The organism is Saccharopolyspora sp. NPDC045941 (genome assembly GCF_056431445.1).
In genome coordinates this window covers 64,608-82,646 of the sequence record NZ_JBWKKU010000032.1, presented here as the reverse complement: position 1 = coordinate 82,646, position 18,039 = coordinate 64,608, and the positions used below count along the sequence as shown (strand labels likewise).

Annotated in this window: 17 protein-coding genes; 7 read left to right on the top strand and 10 right to left on the bottom strand. The window is 71.4% G+C overall.

The window, feature by feature from the left end; all coding sequences use genetic code 11:
* Nucleotides 1–70: 70 nt before the first annotated feature.
* Nucleotides 71–1,321, top strand: a complete 1,251-nt coding sequence (locus AC07FN_RS25110; protein WP_478397832.1) for an FAD-dependent monooxygenase — start codon at nt 71–73, stop codon at nt 1,319–1,321.
* 360 nt (nt 1,322–1,681) lie between these two features.
* Here the strand turns inward: AC07FN_RS25110 and AC07FN_RS25105 are convergent, their stop codons facing one another.
* Complete coding sequence (locus AC07FN_RS25105) at nt 1,682–2,809, bottom strand: glycosyltransferase family 9 protein (RefSeq protein ID WP_478397831.1); 1,128 nt, start codon at nt 2,807–2,809, stop codon at nt 1,682–1,684.
* 39 nt (nt 2,810–2,848) lie between these two features.
* A complete protein-coding gene (locus AC07FN_RS25100; protein WP_478397830.1) occupies nt 2,849–3,598 on the bottom strand; it encodes an SDR family oxidoreductase in 750 nt (249 codons plus the stop codon).
* Nucleotides 3,599–3,691: 93 nt separating this feature from the next.
* On the opposite strand from AC07FN_RS25100, the gene AC07FN_RS25095 reads away from it, so the two are divergent.
* On the top strand, nt 3,692–4,255 hold the full coding sequence (locus AC07FN_RS25095; protein ID WP_478397829.1) for an NADAR family protein: 564 nt from the start codon (nt 3,692–3,694) through the stop codon (nt 4,253–4,255).
* Nucleotides 4,256–4,274: 19 nt separating this feature from the next.
* Here the strand turns inward: AC07FN_RS25095 and AC07FN_RS25090 are convergent, their stop codons facing one another.
* The gene (locus AC07FN_RS25090) at nt 4,275–7,388 is read right to left on the bottom strand and encodes a UvrD-helicase domain-containing protein (protein WP_478397828.1); all 3,114 of its coding nucleotides are present in this window, start codon (nt 7,386–7,388) and stop codon (nt 4,275–4,277) included.
* A 93-nt stretch (nt 7,389–7,481) separates the two neighbouring features.
* On the bottom strand, nt 7,482–8,057 hold the full coding sequence (locus AC07FN_RS25085; RefSeq protein WP_478397827.1) for a TetR/AcrR family transcriptional regulator: 576 nt from the start codon (nt 8,055–8,057) through the stop codon (nt 7,482–7,484).
* A gap of 255 nt (nt 8,058–8,312) precedes the next feature.
* Between AC07FN_RS25085 and AC07FN_RS25080 the strand changes: the two genes are divergently transcribed.
* Entirely contained in the window at nt 8,313–8,861 is a 549-nt protein-coding gene (locus AC07FN_RS25080) for an anthrone oxygenase family protein (protein WP_478397826.1), read from the top strand.
* A gap of 16 nt (nt 8,862–8,877) precedes the next feature.
* Here the strand turns inward: AC07FN_RS25080 and AC07FN_RS25075 are convergent, their stop codons facing one another.
* Complete coding sequence (locus AC07FN_RS25075) at nt 8,878–9,702, bottom strand: pentapeptide repeat-containing protein (protein WP_478397825.1); 825 nt, start codon at nt 9,700–9,702, stop codon at nt 8,878–8,880.
* A 163-nt stretch (nt 9,703–9,865) separates the two neighbouring features.
* On the opposite strand from AC07FN_RS25075, the gene AC07FN_RS25070 reads away from it, so the two are divergent.
* Entirely contained in the window at nt 9,866–10,990 is a 1,125-nt protein-coding gene (locus AC07FN_RS25070; protein WP_478397824.1) for a hypothetical protein, read from the top strand.
* A 68-nt stretch (nt 10,991–11,058) separates the two neighbouring features.
* Here the strand turns inward: AC07FN_RS25070 and AC07FN_RS25065 are convergent, their stop codons facing one another.
* Both AC07FN_RS25065 and AC07FN_RS25060 read right to left on the bottom strand, forming a co-directional pair.
* On the bottom strand, nt 11,059–12,270 hold the full coding sequence (locus AC07FN_RS25065; protein ID WP_478397823.1) for a GDSL-type esterase/lipase family protein: 1,212 nt from the start codon (nt 12,268–12,270) through the stop codon (nt 11,059–11,061).
* Nucleotides 12,271–12,331: 61 nt separating this feature from the next.
* Nucleotides 12,332–12,739, bottom strand: coding sequence for a RidA family protein (locus AC07FN_RS25060; protein WP_478397822.1), 408 nt, complete (start codon nt 12,737–12,739; stop codon nt 12,332–12,334).
* A 151-nt stretch (nt 12,740–12,890) separates the two neighbouring features.
* On the opposite strand from AC07FN_RS25060, the gene AC07FN_RS25055 reads away from it, so the two are divergent.
* The 3 genes from AC07FN_RS25055 to AC07FN_RS25045 all read left to right on the top strand — a co-directional run bounded on the left by AC07FN_RS25055 (nt 12,891) and on the right by AC07FN_RS25045 (nt 14,897).
* Nucleotides 12,891–13,970: a serine hydrolase domain-containing protein gene (locus tag AC07FN_RS25055; RefSeq protein WP_478397821.1), complete on the top strand. Its 1,080-nt coding sequence runs from the start codon at nt 12,891–12,893 to the stop codon at nt 13,968–13,970.
* Between the two features lie 61 nt (nt 13,971–14,031).
* Nucleotides 14,032–14,490 (top strand): GNAT family N-acetyltransferase, encoded by a 459-nt coding sequence (locus AC07FN_RS25050; protein WP_478397820.1) that lies wholly within the window; start codon nt 14,032–14,034, stop codon nt 14,488–14,490.
* Nucleotides 14,491–14,510: 20 nt separating this feature from the next.
* Nucleotides 14,511–14,897: a VOC family protein gene (locus AC07FN_RS25045; RefSeq protein ID WP_478397819.1), complete on the top strand. Its 387-nt coding sequence runs from the start codon at nt 14,511–14,513 to the stop codon at nt 14,895–14,897.
* A 6-nt stretch (nt 14,898–14,903) separates the two neighbouring features.
* On the opposite strand, the gene AC07FN_RS25040 is transcribed toward AC07FN_RS25045, so the two are convergent.
* The 3 genes from AC07FN_RS25040 to AC07FN_RS25030 all read right to left on the bottom strand — a co-directional run bounded on the left by AC07FN_RS25040 (nt 14,904) and on the right by AC07FN_RS25030 (nt 17,947).
* Nucleotides 14,904–16,298: a carboxylesterase/lipase family protein gene (locus tag AC07FN_RS25040; protein ID WP_478397818.1), complete on the bottom strand. Its 1,395-nt coding sequence runs from the start codon at nt 16,296–16,298 to the stop codon at nt 14,904–14,906.
* The gene (locus AC07FN_RS25035) at nt 16,295–16,846 is read right to left on the bottom strand and encodes a GNAT family N-acetyltransferase (protein WP_478397817.1); all 552 of its coding nucleotides are present in this window, start codon (nt 16,844–16,846) and stop codon (nt 16,295–16,297) included. The genes AC07FN_RS25040 and AC07FN_RS25035 overlap by 4 nt, the downstream gene beginning before the upstream one ends.
* A 114-nt stretch (nt 16,847–16,960) precedes the next feature.
* Nucleotides 16,961–17,947 carry a malate dehydrogenase gene (locus AC07FN_RS25030; protein ID WP_478397816.1) on the bottom strand — a complete coding sequence of 329 codons (987 nt, stop codon included), beginning with the start codon at nt 17,945–17,947 and terminating at the stop codon, nt 16,961–16,963.
* Nucleotides 17,948–18,039: the final 92 nt, after the last annotated feature.

The window sequence follows — 18,039 nt, the reverse complement described above, 5'->3', positions numbered from 1 at the left end:
GTTGACAACCTATCGCCGATAGGTGACGCTGGAAAAGAATCATTCACTGATAGATTTTGGGGTGGGGGCCATGATCACGGGATCGGGAACGCAGTCCTTGCGGGTCCTCGTCGCCGGCGGCGGGGTCGCGGGGCAGGCCATAGCGTTCTGGCTCACGCGGGGCGGCCACCAGGTGACCGTCGCCGAACGCTTCCCGACGCTGCGAGCCACCGGCGCTCAGGTCGACCTGCGGGGGCAAGGTATCGAGGCTGTCAACCGGATGGGCCTCCTCGAGACCGTTCGCGACGCGCTCGTGGACGAGGCGGGTGTCTCCTTCGTAGACGCCCGCGGCAAGGCCAGGGCGACGATCATGGCCAATACCTCCGGAAAGGGCCGGCAGACCCTCACCTCCGAGTACGAGATCATGCGCGGCGATCTGGTGCGCATCCTCCACGACGCGACGAAGAACGACACCGAGTACGTCTTCGGCAAGAGCGTGGACGGATTCGAGCAGGACGAGGACAAAGTCGTCGCGCACTTCTCCGACGGCTCATCCGGAGAATTCGATCTCCTGATCGGCGCGGACGGACAGGGATCACGCATCCGGCGGGCCGTCCTGCCGCAGGATGTCGACCCGTACTGGCGCGTCGGCATCCACATGGCCTACTGGTTCGTCCCGCGCATCGCCACCGACAGCAACATCCGGGACACCTACATGGTCCCGGGGGGCAGGCAGATCATGCGCCGCAGCCACAACCCGACCGAGACCCAGGCGTACTTCGTGATGCGGGAGGAATCCGAGGAAGCCTCCGCGATCCACCGCGCTCCCATCGGGCAGCAACAGGCGTTCTGGGCCGACCGGTTCCAGGACGCCGGCTGGCAGACCGAGCGCTTCGTCGAGGGCATGGTGACCAGCCCGTTCTTCTACTCGCAGGAGATCGTCCAGGTCCGCACTGACACCTGGTCCAAGGGCCGTGTGGTCCTGGCCGGCGACGCCGCGCACTGTGCCTCCCCCTACAGCGGCATGGGCATTTCCGGCGGCCTGGTCGGCGCCCACGTCCTGGCCGGCGAGATCAACCGTCACCCCGGCGACCTGCCGACCGCCCTGGCGGACTACGACCAAACGCTGCGACCCTTCGTCAACGAGATCCAGGGCGAAGTCAACCCGCGGCTGCTGCGCTTGGGCATGCCGATGACTCAGCGCGCGATCGATGTCTTCCAGGCCACCACCGCACTTGCCTGCTTCCTCCGCGTCCCGGAACTCACCGCGCGCTTTTCCAGGGAAGACCGCGGCGGCGACTGGCGGCTCCCCGTTAACCCGGCACCGATCAGCGCCGCGTGAAAACCGCAGGGACAGCAGCAACCCGGCGGAGCCGGCCGACCAGGCGAAACGGGCAGGCCACCGAGCGGGTGCGCCGAGAAGGCGAAGGCGGCCCCACTCGGCGTCCTCGTAGGGGTGGTAGCCGTAGGCATCCCGGATCTCCCACGCGTGGTCGTACAGCACGCCGTTCGGCATACCGCTTGACTACCGGCCGGTCCTCGATGCCAAGCTGCGCGGCCAAGTGCTCGACCACCGGCCACGGCACCGCGAGCGGCATTTCCCCGAACCCCAGCGGCGAAGTGGATCACTGTGCCGGCCGACCATGATCGTTCTCACCGATAACCGCTGTGCCGATGTTCCCGAGGCCGGCCCTGGCGGCCGTCACAGGTAGGTGGTCAGCAGGTCGTCCACCGAGTACATCAGTTCCGTGCGGCCGCCGAAGAGCTCGTGCAGGCGGGTGGCGTGATCGCGCATCGCGGCATCGAAGTCCGCGGCACCGTCGTAGAGGCGGGCCACGCCGTCGACGAGGTCGGGGAGGTCGGCGTCGATGCGGGCCGCGGACATGCTGGGCGAGCGCGGGCCGTCGTCGTCGACGGGCTCGGGCGTGTTGCCCAGCATGACGTAGCAGGGGAAGCGTTCCAGGTCCGGCAGCACCGAGTAGAACGGCACGCCCGGGTTGAAGTAGTACTCCGCCCAGTCGTTCCCGGCCAGCGCCAGCCACGGGGTGCCCACGGCCAGCGCGGCGAACGCGAACCCGGTGTGCGGCGAGAGCAGCATGTCGCAGCGCTGCATCGCGGCCAGCTGCCGGTCCAGCGGCACGTCCAGCGCCCACGCCGCGTTCGGGACGGTCGCGGCCAGCGCGTCGAACTCCGCGCGCGTGAACCCGGTGCTGGTGCGGCCGTCGTCGGCGAGCTTGCCGGTGAAGCAGATCCGCGCCTGCGGCCAGCGGTCGGTGATGGCGCCGAGGATCCGCTGCCACGACGCCAGCGACGGGTAGCGCCACCGTTGGGCGCTGCCGCCGGGCAGCACCGCGATGGTCGGCGCGTCGTGCTGCGGTAACAGCTCGGCGGCCCAGTCGCGCGCCGCGACCGGCAGGTTCAGCCGCAGCGGGTTGCGCGCCTGGTAGGCCGGTTCGGGTGCGCCGACCTGCGTGTGCCCGCCGGTGGTGCGGAAGTGCTCGGCCGACAGCTCGTAGTAGCGCTGCAGGCCGGGGAAGAAGTCGTGCTGCCACTTCTGGTGGCCGCGCGGGTCGTCGACGCCCCAGTCCCACTCGGCGGGGATGTGCGCGAGGACGTCGGCCGTCGGCGGCTCGAACACGTCGATGTCCACTGTGTACATCTCGTCGATCGCGTCGCACCAGGCGGCCAGGTCGACGGCGGTGGCGGAGTTGAGCACCACCGCGATCCGCCGATCCGGGTTCGCGCGGCGATATCCCAGGCAGTACTGCAGCGCCTCCACGGCGTGTCCGACGGGATGGCAGTAGACGAAGTTGACGAGCACCGATTGCACGAGATCAACCCTACGATCGCGGGCAACGGGTTTTCGCCTCTACAGCCCGCCAGCGACGCGCAGCACCGCCCCGCTGGTGTAGGCCGATTCCGGGCCGAGCAGCCAGCCGATCGCCGGGGCGATCTCGTCGGGTTCGCCGGCCCGGCCGAACGGCACGCGTGCCACCGCAGTGTCGATGCGTTCCGGCGCTCCCGCGCTGGCGTGGATGTCGGTGCGCACCAGTCCGGGCGCGACGGCGTTGACGCGCACGCCCTCGTCGGCGAGTTCCTTCGCCAGGCCCACCGTCAGCGCGTCCACGGCGGCTTTGGCTCCGGCGTAGTGGACGTACTCGTGCGGCGAGCCGAGCGTTGCCGCGCTGGAGGAGATGTTGACGATGGCCCCGCCACCGCCGCCGCGGCGGGTGGACATGACCTGCGCGGCGCGACGCGCACAAAGCACCGCGCCGAGGAAGTTGACGTCGATGACGTGGCGGATCACCTCGACCGGCGTGTCGGCCAGATCGCCGATGTGCGCGGTGAGCCCGGCGTTGTTGACCAGCCCCGTGACCGGGCCCAGCTGGTCCGCGGCCTCGGCGAACAACCGGTCCACATCGGCCTCGCGACTGACGTCCACCCGCACCACAACGCACCGGGCGCCGTGCCCGCGGGCTTCGGCCGCGACGCGCTCGGCGCCGCTGTCGTTGTCGCGGTATCCGAGCACGAGGTCGTGGCCGGCCCGGGCCAGCCACGACGCCGTGGCCGCGCCGATGCCGCGACTGGCGCCGGTGATGATCGTGATGGGGCGACTCATGCGCTGATCATGACATCCGCCGGTGCCGGGCTCGTCGACAGCCGTGCGCGAATTCGTTGGCCCGCAGCCGGCCTGAGCGGAAGACTGTCCCACATGGACATCGGCCCAGCGGACGTCGACGAGTTGATCAGCCGGGTGCGGCGAGGTCAGCGCGTGAAGTTCCTGCACTTCTGGGGCCACCGGCCGGAGCGCGATGGCCGCGTCGGGCGCGGTTGCCTGAGCCAGTGGTGGCCCGCGCCGTTCACGGTGGACGGCCTGAGGTTCGCCACCGCCGAGCACTACATGATGTGGCGCAAGGCGGTGCTGTTCGGCGACACCGGCAGCGCGGAGGAGATCCTGCGGGCGTCCGATCCCCGGCAGGCCAAGCAGCTGGGGCGCGGCGTGCGCGGATTCGGCCAGCGCCGTTGGGAGGCGTGCCGCTACGAGATCGTGCTGACGGCCTGCGTCGAGAAGTTCAGCCAGAACCTGGACCTGCGGGAATTCCTGCTGGGCACCGGCGGCCGAGTCCTGGTGGAGGCCAGCCCGGTCGACTCGATCTGGGGCATCGGCCTCGCCGCCGACGATCCGCGCTGCGAGAACCCCGAGCAGTGGCGAGGGCTGAACCTGCTGGGCTTCGCGCTGGGCGAAGCCCGCGCCCGCCTCGGTCGGCAGTCCTGACCGAGGCGGGGCAACGGCGTCACAGCAGCGTCAGCTGCGCGGGACGCGGGCGGCGTGGTGCCGGGGTCGCGGCCTGGGTGGTGGTGTCGCCGAGGGTGGACAGGAACGGTGACGGCTGGCGGTCCTGGGTGCTGCCGCGGACCGTTCGCCGTGCCGCGCCGGTGAGGTAGAGGTGGTCCTGGGCGCGGGTCATGCCGACGAAGAACAGGCGGCGTTCTTCGGCCACTTCCTCCGCGGTGGGTTCGGTGCCCGGCCAGCGCAGCGGCAGCAGGCCGTCCTCGCAGCCGACCAGGAACACCACCGGGAACTCCAGGCCCTTGGCGGCGTGCAGGGTCAGCAGGGAGATCGCCTCGGCTCGCGGGTCGAGCGTGTCGACCTCGGCGCCGAGCAGCACCTCGCGGCAGAACCGCGGCACGTCCTCGCCGCAGCGCTGCGCCAGCGGCCCGAGCAGTTCCACCGCGGTGTGGATGTCGGGCCGGGTGTCCTCGGGCACGGTGTCGGCGACCGTTTTCGCGGCCATGCGCAGCTGGTCGGTCACCGGGCCGGTGCGGTCGGCGACGTGCAGCAGTTCGCGCACCAGGAGGTCGACGCCGGGGCGGGCGGAAAGCCGGTCGTGCGACCGCTTCTGCACCGGCAGGCCGCAGCGGGTGAGCTCGTCGAGGATGGCGTGCGACTGCGAGTCCGTCCGGTACAGCACCGCGACGTCGTTGAACCCGATGCCGCCGGGGCCGTCGCCGAGGACCCTGCCGCTGTCGAGGGAGTGGAACGACGCGCCGCCGAGCAGCTGGTCGATCGTGCGCGCGACGAACGCCGCCTCCGCGCGCTCGTCGCCGGCCCGGTGGGCGACGATGCGGTGCGCCTCGCGGTCCGAAGCCGGGTGCAGCCGCCGGTCGGTGACCAGTGTGGACGGTGCGATGGCGCGGATCGCGCCGTCGAGGATGTGGGCGCCGCTGCGGTAGTTGCGGGTCAGCGCCAGGACCGGTGCGCTGGGGTAGTCCTGCTCGAAGCGCAGGAAGAAGCCGACGTCGGCGCCGCGGAAGGAGTAGATCGCCTGGTCGGGGTCGCCGATGGCGGTCAGGTTGGCCTCGGCCGGCGCGATCAGCCGCAGCAGCCGGTACTGGAGTTCGTCGACGTCCTGGTACTCGTCGACGGTGATCCACCGGTAGCGGCGGCGGTACTGCTCGGCGATGCCGGGGTGGTCGGTGAGCAGCTGCACCGCGAGCACGACGAGGTCGTCGAAGTCGACGAGGTTCTGCTCGCGCAGTCCCGCGAGGTAGTTCGCTAGCACGGCTTGGGTTTCCGGGTCCGCCTCGCCGCCGCGGCGCGCCGGTGACAGCTGCGCCTTCACCCGCCGCGCGCTGCGTTCGTCGCCGGTGATGGCGGTGAGGATCTCCTGCTGGCGGGCGGCGTCGGCGAGCCCGAAGTCGGCGCCGAGCCCGAGTTCGCGGTGGTGTTCGCGCAGGATCTGCAGGCCGAAGGAGTGGAAGGTCGCCACGGTCATCCGCTGCGCGGGTGCGCCGATGAGCGCGTGCAGGCGTTCGGTCATCTCCTCGGCGGCGCGGCGGGTGAAGGTGATCGCCAGGCATTCCTCCGCCGGGACGTCACGTTCCAGGACGAGGTGCGCCAGCCGGTGGGTGACGGTGCGGGTCTTGCCGGTGCCCGGCCCGGCGACGATCAGCAGCGGACCGCCCGGGACCTCGGCCGCGGCCCGCTGGCCGGGATCCAGCCCGGCGAGCACACCGGTCCCGGTGTTCCAGGTGGGAGCCGGCTGCGGCTCGGGTTCGGCCAGTGGCTGGGGGACCGGTGCGGCAGCGGGTTCGGGTTCCGGCTGCGGGGCGAACAGCGCGTCGTCGAACAGCGCGGGCGCATCGCCGGTGCGCAGGCGGGCGAGTTCGGCGGGTTCGAAAACGCGGATGGTGCCGTATTCGCCGTCGTAGCCGGGATCGCGCAGCACCTGGCCGTGCCGCAGCCGGTCGATCGCCTCGGCCACCGCGGCGTTGCTGCGGCGCAGCTCGTCGACCGGCACGTCCTGGAGGATCTGCAGTTCCGGGCCGTGGGCGGTGGTGAGGTCGCTGACCTCGCCGAAGACCTTCTTGCTCTTGGGGCCCACACCGAGGACCTCGCCGACGATCTCCGGCAACGGGATGAGGTTGCGGAACCCGGCCGCGCCGGGTGGGCAGATGCCTTCGGGCCGGTCCGCGAGCGCGTCGATGCGGTGCAGCACGCCGACGGTCAGCGGCTTGTTGCAGCCCGGGCACAGTCCGCTGTGGGAGCGGGTGTCGCCCGGCTCGAAGCGCACCTGGCACTTGCGGTGCCCGTCGAGGTGGTACTTGCCCTCTTCGGGGAAGAACTCCACCGTGCCCGCGAAGCCCTCTCCGGTCTCCAGTGCCCGCTTGATCGCGGAGTAGTCCAGGTCGGTGTCGAAGACGCTGGCCTCACGGCCCAGCATCGGCGGCGAATGCGCGTCGGAGTGGCTGACCAGCGTGTACTTGTCCAGCGCGGAGACCCGCCAGTTCATCTCCGGGTCACTGGACAGCCCGGTCTCCAGCGCGAAGACGTGCCCGGCGAGGTCGCGGTAGCAGTCCTCGATCGCGTCGAACCCGGCCTTGGAGCCCAGCACCGCGAACCACGGCGTCCAGACGTGCGCGGGCACGAGGTAGGCGCCGTCGCCGGATTCGAGGGTGATCTCCAGCAGGTCCCGGGAATCCAGGCCGAGGATCGGGCGGCCGTCCGAGCCGAGGTTGCCGATGCGGCCCAGCCGCTGGTTGAACCGCTCGGCGGCGGTGAAGTCCGGTAGGTAGCAGAGGTGGTGGACCTTCCGGGTGCGTTCGCCGCTCTTGTAGATGGTCGAGATCTCGACCGACAGCATGAACCGCACCTGACCGCCGCAGTTGGTGGGCATGCCGCGGGTCATCGCGGCGTCGAGGTCGTCGCGCAGCCGGAACAGGCCGGGCTCGGCGGGTTCGAGGACTTCGCGCAGGTGCGCGAACCAGGCCGGGTGGGTGAAGTCCCCGGTCCCGACCAGCGTGATGCCCTTGCGGCGCGCCCACCAGGTCAGGTGCTCGATGTCGCAGTCCTTGCTGCAGGCGCGCGAATACTTCGAATGGATGTGCAGATCGGCGTAGAAGCGCACCCCGGCGATCTTGCCAAAAGATCACCGACGGCCGACCGGGGGCCGGGCGAAGCGGCCGCCCGCCGATGAGCGGGTGGGCGACCGCGCGGTTGGTCAGCTCTCCGGCAGGCTCCGGTCCACCAGGTCGTCGACGATCTTGTCGATGCCGTACGGCTGCAGCAGCCCGGGGACCGTGAGGTCGTCGACGATGACGCCGAGCATGGCCAGGTGGAGCTGCAGCACGGTGGCGCGGTCGCCGGGCAGGCCGGCTTCGAGGTGCCAGTCGATGTTGCTCTTGAGCATGTCGGCGAAGGTGGTGGTCAGGTCTTCCTGCAGCTCCGGTCGGCGGGTGGCCTCCAGGCGCAGTTCGAGCATGGCGAGGTGGCTGCTGCGGTCGCCGCGCATCCGCTCGACGAGCTGGCGCAGCAGCGTGGCGGTGAGCTCGCGGCTGGGCGCGGCCTTCATCGTCTCGGCCATCTCGACCGGGTCCGGGGTGAGGCGCTCGTGGGTGCGGGCCATGATCTGGCGGAGCAGCTCCGCGCGGTTGGCGAAGTAGTTGGTCGTCGTGCCGGTGGGAACGCCCGCTTCCTTGTCCACGGAACGCAGCGTCAGCCCGCGCGACCCGTCCCGCGCGAGGACCTCGATCGCGGCATCGAGCAGGGCGGTGCGGCGGGCGGGGTTCTGTCGCATGTCGATCTCCCGAAACTCATTGACACCACTTCAAATGCAGTACTATGTATCAACCACTTCAATCAAAGTACCTCAATCGAAGTTGGAAGTGAGGACCCGAGATGCGAGTTCGCCCGAAGCGCCAACACCGCCCGCAGCCCCCGATGCCGCGCTCCGCGCTCCGCGCCCCGCCCCCGGCCGCTGCCCAAGCCCGGAACCCGGCGGTAACGCGCACCCCTGCCGCCCAGCGATCCACGACCGAACGGGAGATCGACGTTGAAATTCCTCCAGACCGCCACGATGCTGTCCGCCACGATCGCCTGCGCGCTGATGGCCGGGCTGTTCGCCGGCTTCGCCTACGCGGTCATGCCCGGTCTCGGCCGCTCCTCCGACCGCACCCTGGTCGAGGCCATGCAGAACATCAACAAAGCCATCCTCAACCCGGCCTTCCTGGTGCCCTTCATAGGTGCGATCCCGCTCATCGCCCTGGCGGTGTTCCTCGCCTGGCAGGGATACGGACGCCCGGCGCTGCCCTGGCTGATCGCCGGGCTGGTGCTCTACCTGGTCGCGTTCGCCATCACCGCAGCCGTCAACGTTCCCCTCAACGACCAGCTCGCCGCGGCCACCACCGACTTCGCCGCGGCGCGCAGCGCGTTCGAGAAGAGCTGGGCCACCTGGAACATCGTCCGCGCCCTCGTGCACACCGCGGCATTCGCGTGCCTGCTGTGGTCCCTCGTCGTCTACGGCTCCCAGCGGGTCGACGACGGCCAGCCGGCCGCGCTGCAAGCCGGTCACGCCCGTTCCGTCGTCGTCCACGGCGGCTGAGCGGCAGCGCGGCCGATCACCAGTGCGCGGGGCGGGAAAGCGCCGGGGGCAGCTTCGTGGCGGCATCGCCCTTGGCGGCGTTGAGCTGGGCCCGGGTGAGGAAGATCGCGCCGGTGAGGTCGGCCCCGCGCAGGTTCGTGTCGCGGAAGTCCGCGCCGATCACGTCGGCCGAGCGCAGATCGGCACCGCGCAGGTCGGCCGCGATGAGGTAGGCGCCTCGAAGGTTGGCGCCGCGCAGGTCGGCGCCGCGCAGCTTGGCTCCGATGAGGTCCGCGCCCCGGTGGTTCTTCTTGCGGCCCGAGACCTTGGCCCGCACGAGCTCACTGGTGCGCAGCAGCAGGGTGTTGATGTCGTGGCGCAGCGCCGCGACATCAACACCGGTGAGCTCATCGGCGCTGCCGCGGGTCAGCGCTTCGGTGTCCTCCAGCGCCTTGCGGAGGTCGTCGTGCACGGGCTCGGCCGCCGGGAGGGTCAAGGCCTCGGTGAGGTACCAGAGCAGCTCGTGGAGCTGGCGCATCACCGGGAACACCGCGAACATCTTCCCGGCGGTGCGCGGGGCCTGCCGCCAGTCCGTGCCGCCGAAGGTGACCTGCGAGACCTTCTGCCCGGCGCCGAAGCAGTCGAAGACGGTGCAGCCGGGAAAACCCCGCTCGCGCAGCTGCGAGTGGATGCCGCAGCGGAAGTCGTCCAGCAGGTTCGTGCACGGCGTCCCGGCGTCCTTGTTCACGGCGAAGTCGGCCGAGGCGGCGAAGGGCAGTGCCACGCAGCACAGTCCGAAGCAGTTCGCGCAGTCGGCGTGCAGACCCCCATCGGCGGGTGGGGCTTGGTGCTGGTCGGACAACGTGCGTGATCTCCTGCCGCGAGGTGTTCTCTCCTCCCATTCTCCCCGACCAGATGCGGCGGGCGGGACGCAGGTCGTGCTACCGGGGCGGGTCCCGGGGGCGGCGGCGTGCCCCGCCAGCAGGTCCGACGTGCCGCCGGTCGCGGTTGATAACGTCCGCGGCATGGGTGAGCAGCAGGTGCGCGACGCGACGTCCGAGGAGCAGGCCGAAGGGGTGTGCCGGTTCCCCGGGTGCTCGCGGGAGGTCGTGCGCACCGGCGGCCCGGGGCGCCCCTCGGAGTACTGCGATCTTCCCGAACACACCCGCTGGCGCGCCTGGAAGGAACGGCAGCGCCTGCAAGCCGTGCAGGATCAGGCCGAGGTTTCGCCGGTCGCGGCCGTCGAGTACGACAGCGCGCGGCTGCGGGCCGAGGAGTTGCTGCGGCAGTACCGGCTCCTGTCGGAGCAATTGACCCGGAATCTGCGTGCCGGCATCGCCGAACTCGGTACGATCGCTGATCCCAGCGCGGCGGAGGCGCAGATCCAGGCGGCCCAAGCCGAAGCCGCGCACCGCATCGCGCAGGCCGAGAAGGCCCTGGCCACCGCGCAGCAGCAGCGTCGCGACGCCGAACAGGCGCGCAGCGCCGCCGAGGCGGCGGCAGAGGACGCCACCGCGGCCGCGGAAACCGCCGGACAGGAGGCCGAAAGCGCCCGCAAGGAACGGGATGATGCCGTGGAACGGGCGGACCAAGCCGAGCAGCGGGCGCGGCAGGACATCGAGGCCGCGCGCAACGAAGCCGAGGTCGCCACCGCGGCGGCCCGGCGCGACGCCGAGCGGCAGATCGCCGACGCGCGCAACTCCATCGAGCAGGCGAAGGCGAGCGCAGCGGCGGAAATCCAAGCGGCGCAAGAGGAAGCGCGGCGGCAGATGGATGCCGCGGCGCAGCAGCAGGCGGCGGCGGTGGAGCGGGCAGCGCGCGCCGAACAATCGGCGGAGACCGCGCAGGGACAGCTGGACGAGCTCAAGCGCGTAGCGGAGGAAGCGCGCGCGGAGGTGCAGCGCCAGCGCGACGAGCTCGCAGTGCTGCGCGAGCAGCAGGCGGCGGAACTCCAGCAGCTGCGGACAGAGGCCGCGGAGCGGATGGAGACCGAGCGCACCGCCGCCGCGCAGCGGGTGGCGGCGGTGCAGGACGCGCGGGAGCAGTCGCTGGCACGCGCGGAGCGCGCCGAACGGCAGCTCGACGCGGCGACGGAGGAGCTGCGTGCTCTGCGGGCAGCTGCGGCGCCGCCGCCCGTGGAGCCGGCGTAGCAGCCTTCAGATCACCGCGCCGCCTGCCGCCCGGTTCCGCAGCAGGTAGGCAGCACGGTGGCGCGTAGTCAGCGGGCTCGTTCGGCGGTGAACGGGCCGTCGGAGCCGAAGGCTCGTTCGGCGAAGCGTTCGCCGATGCGGCGGTGGGTGGCGGCGTCCGGGTGGAGCCGGTCGGGCAGCGGCAGCTCGGCGAAGTCCGCCTCGCCGTAGAGCTCGAGGCCGTCGAGGTGGTGCAGGTTCGGGTCGTCGGCCGCGCGCTGCTTCACGATGCGGGCGAGCTCCTCCCGGATGACGCTCAGCGTCAGCTTCCCGGCCGCGCGCTCCGCGGGGTCGCCGGTGGCCCGGAACTGCACCTTGCCGGCTCGGAGCGCGTCGATGTCGAAAGCGCCGGGGCCGGGGGTGTCCTCGTGGATGGGGCACAGGATCGGCGAGACGACCAGTAGCGGCGTCGTGGGATGTCCTTCGCGGATCGTGTCGAGGAAGCCGTGCACTGCTGGGGTGAAGGCGCGCAGGCGCATCAGGTCGGCGTTGACGACGTTGATGCCGATCTTGACGCTGATCAGGTCCGCGGGGGTGTCGCGCAGGGTGCGGGCGGTGAACGGGTCGAGCAGGGCGCTGCCGCCGAAGCCCAGGTTGATCAGTTCCACGTCGCCGAGGGCGGCGGCCAGCGCGGGCCAGATCGTGCTGGGACTGGCCGCGTTGGAGCCGTGGCTGATGGAGCTGCCGTGGTGCAGCCACACCCTGCGCCGCCCGGTCGGCACCGGCTCGACCGGAGCGTCGGTGCGCAGGGCGACCAGTTGCGTGAGCTCGTTGTGCGGCAGCCAGATCTCGACCTCCTTGACGCGGTCGGGCAGCCCGGCGAACCGGACGGTGCCGACCGGGCCGGGCCGGGTCTCGGTGGAGCCGGTGGCGATGTCCACGGTCACGACGTTGCCGCCCGGCGCGCTCGCTTGGTCGATCAGGCGGCCGTCGACGAGCAGGTCGTAGACGCTGCCGGGGCGCGGCGGGAGACCTTGGTAGACGGTCTTGGTGGGGAGGACGTCCAGCTCGATGACCGTGGCTCGGGTGCTGACGACCAACCGCACGCCGGAGGGCTGGGACTCGGCCATGGCCAGCTGCCCATCGGTGTACTGCGCACGCGCCCAGGCTGGCAGCCGGTGCGGCAGCAACCCGTGCTCGGTGCGTTCCAGGTCGAGCGCGCCGCGCAGGAGAACCGCGGTGATGGGGGTGGTGACCTGGGCCTGCGGCCCGGTGGTGGCGGCGTCGTGCGCGTGGTTCATGACCACCAGCCTGTCAATTGGTTTCCTGATCCGCACCTGGATTTCGCGTCGCGGGCTCGGCTCAGGGGTTCACGGCGGCCAGCGCGTCGATCTCGACCAGCTGGTCGTCGTAGCCGAGCACCGTGACGCCCAGCAGGGTGCTGGGCGGGTCGTGGTCGCCGAAGTGGTCGCGCACCACTTCCCACGTCGTGACCAGGTCGGCCTGCCGCGTGGCGGCCACGTAGACGGTCGTCTTGACCACATCGGACAGTCGGGCCCCGGCGTCGGCCAGGGCGGTTTCGAGGTTGCGCATCATCTGGTGCGCCTGTGCGGCGTAATCGCCGACGGCCACGGTCGCGCCGGCCTCGTCGAGCGGGCAGGCTCCGGCGGCGAAGACGAGTTGCGAGTCGGGGCGCACGACGGCGCCGTAGGCGTATTCGGCCACATCGGACAGTTTTCCGCAGCGGATCAGGCGGAACGCATCGGACATAACGTCACCCTACCGGTGGGCGCCGCGATGGGGCTTTCACTCGTCGCGAAAAAAGAGTTGATCGTCCGAATAGTCTGGTTGTCAGTGGACGGTCGCTGAGCCGGATCCGCCGGAATCTGCTCCACAGTGGACACCGAAGGGCTGGAGGACGATGGAACCGCGGGGCGTGGTGGACGACCGGTTCGCCAAGGTGGCCGAGACCTTCGCGCAGCTGCTGGCCGGCGGCCGCGAGACCGGTGCCGGGCTGGTGGTGCGCTACGGCGGCGAGGAGGTCGTGCGGCTCTCCGGCGGGTGGGCCGATGCCGCGCGCACCAGTCCATGGCGCGAGGACACGCTCGTGCACGTCTACTCGGTCAGCAAGCCGTTCGCCGCCCTGACCCTGCTGAAGGTGCTCGCCGAAGCCGGGATCGCGCTGGACACCCCGGTGGCCGCGCTGTGGCCGGACTACGCGGCGACCGGCAAGTCGGCGACCACGCTGCGCCAGCTGCTCAGCCACCAGGCCGGGCAACCGGTGTTCCCCGCCGCCGCGGACCCGTTCGACGACGCCGGGCTGCGCGCGCAACTGGCCACGGCCGCGCCGGAATGGCCGCCGGGCACGGCGGTGGCCGAACACGGCCTGACCTACGGTCATCTGCTCGACGGCGTCGTGCGGTCGGTCACCGGGCGCTCGCTGGGGACGGTGTTCCGGGAGGACATCGCGAGACCGCTGGGGCTGGATGCGCACTTCGGGGTTCCTGAAGCGGACCTGGGCCGGGTCGCGGAGCTGGAGGTCGCCGACCCGGAGTCCTGGAAGTTCGGCGAGCCGGGCGATCTGACGCACCGCGCGCTGGCGGTACCGCCCGGCGCGTTCGACGTGGCGCTGCACAACTCCGAGCGCTGGCGCCGCGCCGAGTTCCCGGCGATCGGCATGCACACCACCGCCCGGGCGCTGTGCGGGTTCTTCGCCGGGCTGGCCGACGCCGAGGGGCCGGTGGCCCGGCTGCTGGGCGGGGAACTGCACGGGGAGTTCATCCGGCCGCAGGTCAGCGGGCGGGACCTGTTCCTCGGCTTCGACGTGACGTGGACGCTGGGCCTGCAGCACTACGACGGAGAGCTGGCCATGGGCGGACTGGGCGGCTCCACGGCGTGGGTGTCGCGGAAGCACGGGTATTCCTGCGCGTTCGTGACCCGGCACCTCGCCGGCCCGCACCGGATGATGGCGCTGGAGGAAGCCATCGAGTCGGTCTGGTGAACCGCGCTTCCGGTGCGGCGGGGCGCGCCGGGTGTCGTGGCGTTGGTATTGACTGGTTGCCATGGCAATCAAGATCGAGGACGCGACGGTCGCCGATACCGAACGGCTGACGCGGATCGTGCGGACCAGCAGCGCCTACGACGGGCACTACCGGGTGATGGTGGCCGATCTGGGCATCGACGCCGAGTACCTGGCGGCGCACCTGGTGCGGGTTGCCCGCGACGAGTCGGGCCGGCCGCTGGGCTTCTGCACGGTGATCGTCCCGGGGCGTGGCGGCGCCGGCGAGGGCGAGCTCGACTTCATGTTCGTCGACGACGCCGCGCAGGGCCGGGGCGTGGGCCGGATGCTCATCGACGACGCCCGCGCGCAGGCCCGCGCCCGGGGTTTGCGGCGGGTGCACGTGGTGTCGCACCCGCCGTCGGAGGGCTTCTACCTGTCGGTCGGGGCTCAGCGTGTGGGGACGGTTCCCGCGGAGGGCGCGATCACGTGGTCCCGTCCGCATCTGGTGCTCGAACTGTAGGCGGCACCTACCGTGTCGACATGCGAATCTCACGTCTGCAGTTCGTGTCGGTGCCGGTGGCCGACCACGTCAAGGCCCGCGAGTTCTACGTCGACGTCCTCGGCTTCGAGCTGGTCGTGGACATCGCCGGCCCGCACGGCCAGTTCGTCATGGTCGCCCCGCCCGGCGCACAGACCGGTGTGGTGCTGGTCGACTTCAGCGTCGACGGGCGCGAATTCGGCGGGCCCGTGCACCTGCAGTTCCACACCGACGACCTGGACGCCGATATCGCGGAGCTGCGCGCCGCGGGGGTGGAGGCCGGGAACCCGCAGGAGGTGCCGTGGGGCCGGATGACGACCTTCACCGATCTCGACGGCAACCCGATCTCGCTGCTGCAGCCCTCGGCGATGGGCAACCGGCCGGGCTGACGCCGGTCACCGCATGGCGCGCCAGGGTTCGCCGCCGGCCCGGTCGAGCCGGTCGCCGGGTGTCGCCCAGGTGTGCACCGGGGTTTCGCCGGGTGTGACCTGTGGCCAGCCGGGGTCGCCGGTGCGGGCGAAGTCGCGCCAGGCGCGCATCATGCGCCGGGACAGGGCTTGGTCGTGGTGGTCGGGTGGGCCGCCGAGGAGGAAGTCCGCCGCGGCGAGGTTGCCGAAGTTCAGCGGCACATCGGCGCCGTGCCAGGCGTGGACTCCGGGGCGGATGCGGGCGAAACGGGCCAGGTGCGCCCGCCCGCCGTGGCGTGCGTGGTGCTCGGCCAGCCGCGTGCTGTGGGCCGCGAAGATCGCGTCGCCGAACAGGGCGAGATAGGCCTCGCGCGGCGAGGACGCGAGGGCGAGGTAGCGCTCGGCGACGGTGTCCGGGATGGCCATGGCGTGGGCGAAGCCGCGCAGCTGGACATCGGTGTCGACGCGCTTGATGGTGTCCAGCGCGTCGAACAGCCAGTACTCCTCTGCCGTGTGGCACACCAGGATGTCGATGGTCGTGTCGTGCACTGTGGACAGTGGTGCCGCGGGCAGTGTGCGGCCGTCGACGACGGGGCCGAACAGGACCGGGTCGTACTGGCGCCGGGAACCGGGCTGCGGGGCGCCGGAGACTTCGGTCGCGGCGGCGACGAGTTCGCGGGGCGGGGCCGTCTGCGGATCGGTGCCCATTCGCGCGGTGATCTCGGCGGTGATGGCCGCGGCGGCGTCGGTGGTGGAGTAGGAGTCGGGGACGCTGTGCAGGATGGCGCGGCGGAACAGCCCGCGTGCCTGCGGCATGAGCAGCAGGCACGCCGCCGATCCGGCGCCGGCGGACTGCCCGGCGACCGTCACGTTGCCCGGGTCGCCGCCGAATGCCGCGATGTTCTCCCGCACCCAGCGCAGCGCGGCGATCTGGTCCAGCAGGCCGCGGTTGTCGGGATGGCCGGGCAGATGCCCGAACCCTTCGAAACCCAGCCGGTAGTTGGCGGTGACTACGACGAGCCCGGTTGCGGCCAGGGCGGTGCCGTCGTAGTCGGGCTGGGCGGTGGAACCGAAGGTGTAGGCGCCGCCGTGGATCCACACCAGCACCGGGAGCCGGTGCGCGGCAGGCGGCGCCCAGACGTTGAGGGTGAGCACGTCGTCGGCGCCGGACCACGTCGGCGCGCCGGGCAGTTCCGCGTCCTGGGGTGCGATGGGGCCGAACGCCACGCAGTCGCGCACCCTGTTCCAGGTCTCTGCCGGCCTGGGCGGCTGGTACCGGTTCGGCCCGAACGGTGCTGCGGCGTATGGGATTCCGAGGAACGAGTGGACTGCGCCGTGGCGGCCGCGGATCCGGCCGGCGGCGATGGTGACCTCGGGCGTCACCGCGGGGCCGGGCGGGTCAGCCGCCAGATGACGTCGATGCCCTCTTCGCTGCCCGATCGGGGGTCGCGGCTGGGGCTGCGGCGGTCGACGCAGGTGAAGCCGAGGCGTTGCGGGATGCGCCCGCTGGTGGTGTTCGCCGCGTCGTGCCAGATCTCCACCCGGTCGATGCCCGGCAGCGCGAACGCCTCGTCGACCAGCGCGGCGGTGCTGGTGGTGGCCAGGCCGAGACCGGTGTAGTCGGGGTGCAGCCAGTACCCGATCTCCAGGCCGCCGGAGCCGATGCGGCGTTCCATGGCGACGCAGCCGGCGATCGCGCCGTCGACGATGATGGCGTAGGTGTAGGCGCTGCCGGTGTGCCAGTTGCGGTCGCAGCGGTCGAGGAACTCGACGGCGGTGTCCAGCGAGTAGTCCCCGGCGGCCCACGGCATCCACGGCCGGAGGTGCGGCAGGGCCTCGGTGACCACTCGGTGCATCTCGGCGAGATCGCCACCGCGCCAGCGGCGCAGCACCGCCGATTCGAGGGTGATCAGTTCCGGGGGGTGGGCCATGCGCCGATGGTCCTGCCCCGCGGCCGGTCCCGGCAACCGAATATCACCGGATCCGCAACGAGAAGTGGGCCGCCCCGCAACCGGGACGGCCCACTTCGGCTTTGCGCGGGTGGCTCAGATCAGGCCGAGCTTGCTGACCGCGTCGCGCTCCTCGACGAGCTCGTTGACCGAGGCGTCGATGCGCTCGCGGGAGAACTCGTCGATCTCCAGGCCCTGCACGATCTCGAACTTGCCGTCACGCGCGGTGACCGGGAACGACGAGATCAGGCCCTCCGGCACGCCGTAGGAGCCGTCGGAGACCACGGCCGCCGAGGTCCAGTCGCCCTCGGGCGTGCCGTTGACCCAGGTGTGCACGTGGTCGATGGCGGCGTTGGCGGCCGAGGCGGCCGAGGACGCGCCGCGGGCCTCGATGATGGCCGCGCCGCGCTTGGCGACGGTCGGGATGAACTCGTCGGCCAGCCAGGCCTGCTCGACCTGCTCGGCGGCGATCTTGCCGCCGACCTCGGCGTGGAAGAGGTCGGGGTACTGGGTGGCGGAGTGGTTGCCCCAGATGGTGAGCTTCTTGATGTCGGTGATCGACACGTTCAGCTTCTGCGCCAGCTGGGACAGCGCCCGGTTGTGGTCCAGGCGAGTCATCGCGGTGAACCGCTCGGCGGGCACGTCCGGCGCGTGGGCCTGGGCGATGAGGGCGTTGGTGTTGGCCGGGTTGCCGACCACCAGCACGCGCACGTCGTCGGCGGCACCGGCGTTGATCGCCTCGCCCTGCGGCTTGAAGATGCCGCCGTTGGCCTCCAGCAGGTCGCCGCGCTCCATGCCCTTGGTGCGCGGGCGGGCGCCTACCAGCAGCGCGACGTTGGTGCCGTCGAACGCGGTGCGGGCATCGTCGGTGATGTCGATGCTCTGCAGCAGCGGGAAGGCGCAGTCGTCGAGCTCCATCGCGGTGCCGTCGGCCGCCTTGACCGCCTGCGGGATCTCCAGCAAGCGGAGCTTGATCGGGGTGTCGGGCCCGATGAGCTGACCGGATGCGATCCGGAACAGCAACGCGTAGCCGATCTGACCGGCCGCACCGGTAACGGTCACGGTGACGGGAGCTTGGGTCATGAGGTTTCGTTCTCCTGCTCGCCGGGTGATTGCCTAGCCGGATGCTATCCCCAGCGCGCCGGTGCCGTTGCGGGCCCGCCACGGATCACAGT